Source organism: Streptomyces sp. SID14436 (genome assembly GCF_010548465.1).
Classification (GTDB): domain Bacteria; phylum Actinomycetota; class Actinomycetes; order Streptomycetales; family Streptomycetaceae; genus Streptomyces.
The window spans coordinates 1-9,059 of the sequence record NZ_JAAGMD010000190.1 but is presented as its reverse complement, the minus strand read 5'-3'; the positions used below and the strand labels follow the sequence as shown (position 1 = coordinate 9,059).

The window sequence follows — 9,059 nt, the reverse complement described above, 5'->3', positions numbered from 1 at the left end:
AGGTGTCCGCCCGGGCCGCCCGGTTCCTGCGGGCCAGCCACAGGGCACCGCCCGCGCCGACCAGCAGCACCGTGCCGCCGAGGGTGCCGAGGGCGAGTGCCGAGTCGGCCGGGCCGGTCCGCGGGAGCGTGCCGCCGTCGTCGCCGGTGCCGCCCGTACCGTGCTGAGCGCCGCCGTCCTGAGCGCCACCGCCTCCACCGCCCGCCGTGACGTCGAGGACGAGGGACGGGCCGGGGTCGTTCGTCGGGGTGCAGGTGGTGGTCATGCCGAGGGCCTCGATGGTGAGCACGCCGGCCGTGAAGGTGACCTCGCCGCTCTCGGCCGGGGTGTACGTGCCGCTCAAGTCGCTGATCTTTATGGGGGTGTTGGCGGGGATCGCGGCGTCGTTGGCGGGTCCGGTGACCTCCAGGGTGCCGCTGTCGGCACCGCCCAGTTCGATGGTGGCACTCGGGCTCATCGCCCCCTTGCCCAGTTCGACGGGGCTGGAGGAGACGTCCTTCTGCCAGGACATGGTGATGCGGTGACCGCCGCCGCTCCGCACCCCCTTGATGTCGATGGGTGAGACGGCGCCCTTGTCGCCGATGGGTGTCTTGCACCGGTAGTCGACATCGACGACGTCGGCCCGGGCCACGGGCGCGGTCAGCAGTACCGCCGAGCCGGCCAGGGCCGCGGCGGACGCGAGCGCGGCGGTTCGCTTCGGGTACGGCACGGGTCCCCTCACTCCGGACGCTCCTGCCGACACGCTTCCTGACGGCGTATCAGATCGGGCGGTCGAGGTACGCCCGGGGTCCGGAGGAGGGAAGGGAAGGCGCACGCCGGATCCGTGGTGATCCGGCGAGGACGCGGTGAGGTGGTCGTGGAGGGGTCAGGCGGGCGCGCCGAGTTCGGCCCAGACGGTCTTGCCCGCGGTGCCCGGCGTGCGGACGACGCCCCAGTCCAGGCAGAGCCGCTGGACGATGAACATGCCGTGGCCGCCGGGCCGGCCGGCGCGGTGCGGGGTGCGCGGGGCCGGCTGGCCGGTGCCCCGGTCGGTGACCTCGATCCGGATCACCTTGTTGTCGCAGGTGATGTCGAGCTGGTCGGGCCCTTCGGCGTGCAGGCAGGCGTTGGTGACCAGTTCGGACACGACGAGCAGGACGTCCTCGGCGGCGGCCCGCTGCTCGGCGCCCGCGGCGGGCAGCCAGCCCCACGCGTACAGCGCCTGGCGGGTGAAGTCCCTCGCGAGCGGGACGACGCCGCTCTGGTCGTCGAAGTTCAGTCTGCGGGACTGCCGTCCCACCGGCCGGGGCGTCGCGCCCGCCGAGCCCGGCGGAGCCTGGGACGCCTTCGCCGCGGCGGGCTGCCCGGACGGTGCGGCCCGTCCCCCGTCGGACGCCTTCGACACCCGCGCGGCGCCCCCGGACGCGCCGGAAGCGCCGCTGGGCTCCGCACCGCGGTCGCCCGGCGAGTAGGGCCGGGTGGTGCTCATCAGCGCTTCACCTCACCGTGTCACCAGTTCACCATTCAAAATTTCCATGCTCAGTCCGTCACGCCGCGCGCGGCCCGGCCGGTTCCCGCCGGCCCCGTCACCACGGCTTCCGATGCGTTCAGGATGTCTCCTGCCCGGGGGCACCGGCGGGACACCCCCGTATTCGCACGAAAAGACGTGACGGCGGGGAAGGCCCCGTCACGGCGGCGGCCACAGAGCCCGCCGGCCGCGGCCGGCCGACGCCCGCGGGTCACGCGGAATCGTCGGCGAGAGCCGCCTCGAGCGTGTCGTGGACGGTGAACACGGCATCCGCCCCCGTGATCTCGAACACCCGCGCCACCACGGGCTGCATGCCCGCGAGATGCACTCCGCCACCGGCGGCCTCGGCCTTCAGCCGGGCGCCGAGCAGAACGTTGAGCCCCGTGGAGTCGCAGAACTCCAGCCGGGAGCAGTCGATGACCAGCCTCTTGAATCCCTTGGCGAGGCAGCCCTCCAGCGGCTCGCGCAACAGGTCGGCGGTGTGGTGATCCAACTCACCCGCCGGTGTCACGACGGCACTGGGGCCCTCTTCTCGCACCTCGACCAGAAGCCGGCCCGACTGTGCGCTGCCGACCGTCCCGCGGTCCATGCCGCTCTCTCTCCTGCCGTCGTGACTGCTTGCTGACGCTCTCGAACATTACGCCTTCCCACCGCACTCCGACAGCCGAACAATCCCCCGCAAACGGACATATAGCAACAAAACGCACTTGCGGCAGGCTCGGCAAAGCGGGTAGGGCTAGTGAAGACACGTACCCGACACGGCCGGCTTTGGAGGCGCCGCACACCGCAGTGCACGTATTTGGCTTCGGCAGCCATATGCCGAGAACGATGGAGGACATCATGTCACCCCGGCTCGACGGATCGCCTACCCACCAAGCGACGTCGACACGCATTCCGGAACATCTGGATCCCATCGGGCAGGACGACGAGGCAGTCGTCCTGGAGGATTTGCTCGCCGGACTTCCGGAGATCCCCCCTTACGACGAGGTCGCCCCGGTCGACGCCCGGGCCCTGTCCAAGACCCTCTTCGAGCGCCTCGAAGCCCTGGACGAAGGCACCCACGAGTACTCGTACGTACGCAACACGCTCGTCGAACTCAATCTCGCCCTGGTCAAGTTCGCCGCCTCCCGCTTCCGCTCGCGCAGCGAGCCCATGGAGGACATCATCCAGGTCGGCACCATCGGCCTGATCAAGGCGATCGACCGCTTCGAGCTGTCGCGCGGGGTGGAGTTCCCCACGTTCGCCATGCCCACGATCATCGGCGAGATCAAGCGCTTCTTCCGCGACACCTCGTGGTCCGTGCGCGTACCGCGCCGGCTCCAGGAACTCCGGCTGGACCTGGCCAAGGCCGGTGACGAACTGGCTCAGCAGCTCGACCGCGCGCCGACAGTGGCCGAGCTCGCCGAACGCCTGGGCATCACCAACGACGAGGTCGTCGAGGGCATGGCGGCCTCGAACGCCTACACCGCCTCCTCGCTGGACGCCCAGCCGGAGGAGGACGACGCCGAGGGCGCGCTGGCCGACCGGATCGGCTACGAGGACCACGGCCTGGAGGGCATCGAGTACGTCGAGTCCCTGAAGCCGCTGATCGCCGAGCTGCCGCCGCGCGACCGGAAGATCCTCTCGCTGCGCTTCGTCGCGGGCATGACCCAGTCGGAGATCGGCGAGGAGTTGGGTATCTCACAGATGCACGTCTCCCGGCTGCTGTCGCGCACCCTCGTGAAACTGCGCAAGGGGCTGACCGTCGAGGAGTGACCGGGCCGCGTCCCGCGCCCGTCCCGCGCCACCTGCCTCCCCCTCCGGGGGGGGCACCGGGCGCCGGACGGGCGCGGGACGCTGTCGTTCCCGGGGTCACCCTGCCTACGGGCCGGTCACACGACGCGTTCGCCGCGCCGCCACACTCCCGTGACCAGCGGCACACCCGGCCGGTAGGCGAGGTGCACGTGGCTGGGGGCGTCGAGGAGCACCAGGTCCGCGAAGGCGCCCGGGGTGATCCGTCCCACGTCGGTGCGGCGCAGGGCCGCCGCACCGCCCGCGGTGGCCGCCCAGACGGCCTCGTCGGGCGTCATCCCCATGTCGCGTACCGCGAGGGCGACGCAGAACGGCACGGAGGACGTGAAGGACGAGCCGGGGTTGCAGTCGGTGGACAGCGCCACGGTGGCCCCCGCGTCGAGCAGGCGGCGCGCGTCGGGCCAGGCGGCCCGGGTGGAGAACTCGGCGCCGGGCAGCAGTGTGGCGACGGTCCGGCTGTTCGCGAGGGCGTCCACGTCGGCGTCGGTGAGGTGCGTGCAGTGGTCGGCGCTGGCCGCGTCGACCTCCACGGCCAGCTGGACGCCGGGGCCGTGGGTGAGCTGGTTGGCGTGGATGCGCGGGTGCAGGCCCCTGGCCCGGCCCGCGGTGAGGACGGCGCGCGCCTGGTCGCCGTCGAAGGCGCCCTTCTCGCAGAACACGTCGATCCAGCGGGCGTGCGGCGCGCAGGCGTCCAGCATCTCCCCGGTGACGAGGTCCACGTAGGCGGCCGGGTCGTCCGCGAACTCGGGGGCGACGATGTGGGCGCCGAGGTAGGTGACCTCGTCGGTGTGACGGGCGGCCAGGCGCAGCGCGCGGGACTCGTCGGCGACGGTCAGGCCGTAGCCGGACTTGGTCTCGAAGGTGGTGGTGCCCTGCCGCAGTGCCTCGGCGAGGTAGCGGGTGAGGTTCGCCTCCAGTTCCGCGTCGTCGGCGGCGCGGGTGGCGGCGACGGTGGTGCGGATGCCGCCGGCGCTGTAGGGGCGGCCGGACATGCGGGCGTTGAACTCCTCGGTGCGGTCGCCCGCGAAGACCAGGTGGGAGTGGGAGTCCACGAAGCCCGGCAGGACCGCCCGGCCGTCGGCGTCGACCCGGTGGTCGGTGGCGGGTGTGTCGCCCGACGCACCGGTCCACACGACGCGGTCGCCCTCGATGACGACGGCCGCGTCGCGGATCAGGCCCAGGGGGGAGTCCTCCTGCCCGAGGGAGGGGTCGTTGGTGACCAGGGTGGCGATGCCGGTGATGGCGGTGCTGCTCATGGTGTCCTCGTGGGTGGCTCGGCGGGGGGCGGGGGCGGTCGTCAGGAGTGCAGGGCCCGGACGGCGTCCGCCAGCGCCCGCGGCACGTCGGGGACGAGGGTGTGCGCGCCGTCGCGCACGATGTGCCGGCCCGCGACGACCGTGTGGCGCACGTCGGCCGCGGTGGCGGCGAAGACGGCCGTCTCGGCGCCCAGGCGGGGCGGTGGTCCTGCCGTCCTGACCGTGTCCAGGGCGAGCGTGGTGAGGTCGGCGGGCGCGCCGGTGGCGATGGTGCCGGCCCGGTCCCAGCCGAGGGCGGCGTGACCGTCGGCGGTGGCGGCGCGCAGCAGGGCGTTGGCCGTCCAGTGGCCGCGGGTGCGGGTGCGCAGCCGCTCGTTGAGCTCCATGGCGCGTGCCTCCTCCAGCAGGTCGACGACGGCGTGGCTGTCGGAGCCGAGGCAGAGCGGGGAGCCCTTGCTCTGCAGGGCCGCCGCGGGGCCGATGCCGTCGGCGAGGTCGCGTTCGGTGGTCGGGCACATGCAGGTGCCGGTGCCGCTGCCGCCGATCAGGGCGATGTCCTCGCCGGTGAGGTGGGTGTTGTGCACGCCGGTGGTGCGCGGGCCGAGCACGCCGTGGTCGGCGAGCAGCCGGGCCGGGGTGCGGCCGTGTGCCTCGCGGCAGGCGTCGTTCTCGGCGGTCTGTTCGGACAGGTGGACGTGCAGCGGGGCCCGGCGCTCCTCGGCCCAGCCCGCCACGGTCGGCAACTGCGCGGCGGGCACGGCCCGTACGGAGTGCACGGCGGCCCCGATCCGTGCGTGGTCCGGTGCCGTGAGGCGGGAGACGCGGTCGGCCCAGGCGTCCGCGGTGCCGTCGGAGAAGCGCAGCTGGTGGTGGTTCGGGGGCTGTCCGAAACCGGCGGAGAGGTAGCAGGTGTCGAGGAGGGTGATGCGGATGCCCGCCTCGGCGGCGGCCGCGATCAGGGCCTCGCCCATGGCGTTGGGGTCGGCGTAGGGGGTGCCGCCGGGGGCGTGGTGCAGGTAGTGGAACTCGCCGACGGCGGTGATGCCTGCGAGGGCCATCTCGGCGTACACGGCGCGGGCGAGGCGGTGGTAGGTGTCGGGGGTCAGCCGGTCGGCGACCGAGTACATGACCTCCCGCCAGGTCCAGAAGGTGCCGCTGCCGACCTGGACGGTGCCGCGCAGGGCGCGGTGGAAGGCGTGCGAGTGGGCGTTCGCCAGCCCGGGCAGGGTGAGTCCGCGCAGCACCTCGGCGCCGGGCGGCGGGGCGGTGACGCCCGGGACGACGGCGGTGAAGACGCCGTCCCGGACCTCCGCCGTGACGCCCGGTTCGACCCGGTCGCCGAGCCAGGCGTGCTCCAGCCAGTACGTCCGCGCGGTGCCGCCGCCCGTGCCGTCCTGCGTCACCTGCACGCCAGTCCCTCCAGTACGTCGGCGAGTGCGAGCACCCCGGCCACGCAGTCGTCCTCGGCGGCGGACTCGGCCGGGGAGTGCGAGACGCCGGTGGGGTTGCGCACGAACAGCATGGCGGTCGGGATGCTCCCGGAGAGGATTCCGGCGTCGTGTCCCGCGCCCGTGCCGAGGACGGGCACCCGGCGGCCGGTGTCCCGGGCGAGGATGCGGCCGAGTTCGTCGCGCAGCGCGTGGTCGAAGCCGACCTCGGGGGTGAAGGACTCGCGGACCACCTCCAGTTCGACGCCGTGCGCGGCGGCGTGGTCGCGGGCGGCCTTCTCCACGGCCGCGGTCACGGTGTCCAGGGCGCTCTGGTCGGCGGCGCGGGAGTCGAGCCAGCCGCGCACCACGGAGGGGATGGCGTTGACGCCGTTGGGTTCCACGCTGATCTTGCCGAAGGTGGCGACGGCACCGGCGAGTTCGGCCTCCCGGCGGGCGGCGAGGACGGTCTCGGCGTAGGGCAGCATGGGGTCGCGCCGGTCGGCGAGGCGGGTGGTGCCGGCGTGGTTGGCCTCGCCCCGGAAGTCGTACCGCCAGCGGCCGTGCGGCCAGATGGCGGAGGCGATGCCGACGCGGTCGCCGGACAGGTCCAGGGCGCGGCCCTGTTCCACGTGCAGTTCGACGAAGGCGCCGATGCGGGCGAGGCGTTCGGGGTCCGGTCCGATCGCGTCCGGGTCGTACCCGGCGGCGGCCATGGCCTCGGGGAGGGTGATGCCCTCGCCGTCGGTGAGCCGGTGGGCCTGTTCCCGGGTGAGCTGCCCGGCGGTGAGGCGGGAGCCGACGCAGGCCAGGCCGAAGCGGGCGCCCTCCTCGTCGCCGAAGTTGACGATGCCGAGCGGCCGGGTGGGCCGGGCGCCCCGGTCGCGGAGTGCGTCCAGGGCGGCGAAGGCGGACACCACGCCGAGGGGGCCGTCGAAGGCGCCGCCGTCGGGCACGGAGTCCAGGTGCGAGCCGGTGACGACGGCGTCCCCGGCGGCCGGGTCGCCGAGCCAGGCCCACTGGTTGCCGTTGCGGTCGGTCTCGTGGGCCAGGCCGCGGGCGCGGGCCTGCTCCTCGAACCAGGCCCGGCAGTCGGCGTCGGCCCCGGTCCAGGCGTAGCGGCGGTAGCCGCCGGTGCCGGCGTCGCGGCCGACGGGCAGCAGCTGGGCCCACATGCGGTGGAAGCTCACGCCAGGTCACCCTCACGCATGGGGATGCGCACGCCGCGGCTGTCGGCCACCGACTCCGCGATGTCGTACCCGGCGTCGACGTGCCGGATCACGCCCATGCCGGGGTCGTTGGTCAGCACGCGCCGGATCTTCTCGCCCGCCAGCGCGGTGCCGTCGGCGACCGTGACCTGCCCGGCGTGGAGGGAGCGGCCCATGCCGACGCCGCCGCCGTGGTGCAGGGACACCCAGGAGGCGCCGGACGCCACGTTGACCATGGCGTTGAGCAGCGGCCAGTCGGCGATGGCGTCGGAGCCGTCCCGCATGGCCTCGGTCTCCCGGTACGGGGAGGCGACGGAGCCGCAGTCGAGGTGGTCGCGGCCGATGACGACCGGGGCGGAGAGTTCGCCGCTCGCGACCATGTCGTTGAACCGTTCGCCGGCCCGGTCGCGTTCGCCGTAGCCGAGCCAGCAGATGCGGGCGGGCAGGCCCTGGAAGTGGACGCGTTCACCGGCCATGCGGATCCAGCGGGCCAGCGACTCGTTCTCGGGGAAGAGGTCGAGGACCGCCCGGTCGGTCCTCGCGATGTCGGCCGGGTCGCCGGAGAGGGCGGCCCAGCGGAAGGGGCCCTTGCCCTCGCAGAACAGCGGGCGGATGTAGGCGGGGACGAAGCCGGGGAAGGCGAACGCCCGGTCGTAGCCGGCGAGCCGGGCCTCGCCGCGGATGGAGTTGCCGTAGTCGAAGACCTCGGCGCCGGCGTCCAGGAAGCCGACCATCGCCTCGACGTGCCGGGCCATGGACTCGCGGGCGCGGGTGGTGAAGCCGGCCGGGTCCTTCTCGGCGGCCTCGGCCATGTCCTCGAAGGCGGTCCCGGCGGGCAGGTAGGCGAGCGGGTCGTGGGCGGAGGTCTGGTCGGTGACGATGTCGACGGGCGCGCCCATGGCGAGGAACTGCGGCAGGAGTTCGGCCGCGTTGCCGAGCACGCCGATGGACAGCGGGCGGCGGGCGTCGCGGGCCTCGACGGCCAGCCGGAGGGCGTGCTCCGGGGAGTCGGCCTGCACGTCCAGGTAGCGGTGCTCGATGCGGCGGTCGATGGCGCGCGGGTCGCAGTCGACGCAGATCGCCACGCCATCGTTCATGGTCACCGCGAGCGGCTGGGCGCCGCCCATGCCGCCGAGTCCGGCGGTGAGGGTGACGGTGCCGGCGAGCGTGCCGCCGAACCGCTTGGCGGCGACGGCGGCGAAGGTCTCGTAGGTGCCCTGGAGGATGCCCTGGGTGCCGATGTAGATCCAGGACCCGGCGGTCATCTGCCCGTACATCGTCAGGCCGAGGGCCTCCAGGCGGCGGAACTCCTCCCAGGTGGCCCAGTCGCCGACGAGATTGGAGTTGGCGATGAGGACGCGCGGCGCCCATTCGTGCGTCTGCATGACGCCGACGGGCCGGCCGGACTGGACGAGCATCGTCTCGTCCTGCTTGAGGGTCTTCAGCGTGCGGACCATGGCGTCGAAGGAGCGCCAGTCGCGGGCGGCCTTGCCGGTGCCGCCGTAGACGACCAGCTTGTCCGGGTGCTCGGCGACCTCCGGGTCGAGGTTGTTCTGCAGCATCCGCAGGGCGGCCTCCTGCTGCCAGCCGAGGGCGCTCGGTTCGGTGCCGCGCGGCGCTCGGACGGTGCGGGGTCCTGACATGGTCTGCCTCCTGGGACGGCCACGGCTACTGCGGATATTCACATCCTCGCCGCCTGAATAGAACTAGTCAATACATCGGTGTGTCGGCGCGGCCGGGCGCCGGATGTTTGGCTGGACCCATGGGCACCGACGGGAAGAACGACGGCGGCTTCCGCCGGGACGGCGCGCGCGACGACGACGGGGACGGCGCCCGCCGGGACGGTGCGGGGAGCACGCGCCTCCGCGGC

Annotated in this window: 8 protein-coding genes; 1 reads left to right on the top strand and 7 read right to left on the bottom strand. The window is 73.5% G+C overall.

Annotation, left to right across the window (positions count from 1 at the left end; translation table 11 throughout):
- The 3 genes from G3I53_RS06880 to G3I53_RS06870 all read right to left on the bottom strand — a co-directional run.
- On the bottom strand, window positions 1-709 hold a 709-nt coding region (locus tag G3I53_RS06880), incomplete at its 3' end, for an LPXTG cell wall anchor domain-containing protein (protein WP_164333002.1).
- Between the two features lie 156 nt (window positions 710-865).
- On the bottom strand, window positions 866-1,468 hold the full coding sequence (locus G3I53_RS06875) for an ATP-binding protein (protein ID WP_164333001.1): 603 nt from the start codon (window positions 1,466-1,468) through the stop codon (window positions 866-868).
- 250 nt (window positions 1,469-1,718) lie between these two features.
- Window positions 1,719-2,096, bottom strand: a complete 378-nt coding sequence (locus G3I53_RS06870) for an STAS domain-containing protein (RefSeq protein ID WP_164333000.1) — start codon at window positions 2,094-2,096, stop codon at window positions 1,719-1,721.
- A gap of 239 nt (window positions 2,097-2,335) precedes the next feature.
- Here G3I53_RS06870 and G3I53_RS06865 point away from each other — a divergent pair, with 239 nt between their 5' ends.
- The gene (locus G3I53_RS06865; protein ID WP_164332999.1) at window positions 2,336-3,262 is read left to right on the top strand and encodes an RNA polymerase sigma factor SigF; all 927 of its coding nucleotides are present in this window, start codon (window positions 2,336-2,338) and stop codon (window positions 3,260-3,262) included.
- Window positions 3,263-3,378: 116 nt separating this feature from the next.
- On the opposite strand, the gene hutI is transcribed toward G3I53_RS06865, so the two are convergent.
- Genes hutI through hutU form a run of 4 tightly spaced genes read right to left on the bottom strand, consistent with a single transcriptional unit; the run spans window position 3,379 to window position 8,832 of the window.
- Window positions 3,379-4,554 (bottom strand): imidazolonepropionase, encoded by a 1,176-nt coding sequence (gene hutI, locus G3I53_RS06860; protein WP_164332998.1) that lies wholly within the window; start codon window positions 4,552-4,554, stop codon window positions 3,379-3,381.
- Window positions 4,555-4,595: 41 nt separating this feature from the next.
- Window positions 4,596-5,963, bottom strand: a complete 1,368-nt coding sequence (locus tag G3I53_RS06855; protein ID WP_343240564.1) for a formimidoylglutamate deiminase — start codon at window positions 5,961-5,963, stop codon at window positions 4,596-4,598.
- Window positions 5,954-7,171: an allantoate amidohydrolase gene (locus tag G3I53_RS06850; RefSeq protein WP_164337033.1), complete on the bottom strand. Its 1,218-nt coding sequence runs from the start codon at window positions 7,169-7,171 to the stop codon at window positions 5,954-5,956. Before G3I53_RS06850 ends, G3I53_RS06855 begins: the two co-directional genes overlap by 10 nt.
- The gene (gene hutU / locus G3I53_RS06845; protein WP_164337035.1) at window positions 7,168-8,832 is read right to left on the bottom strand and encodes a urocanate hydratase; all 1,665 of its coding nucleotides are present in this window, start codon (window positions 8,830-8,832) and stop codon (window positions 7,168-7,170) included. Before hutU ends, G3I53_RS06850 begins: the two co-directional genes overlap by 4 nt.
- Between the last annotated feature and the right edge of the window lie 227 nt (window positions 8,833-9,059).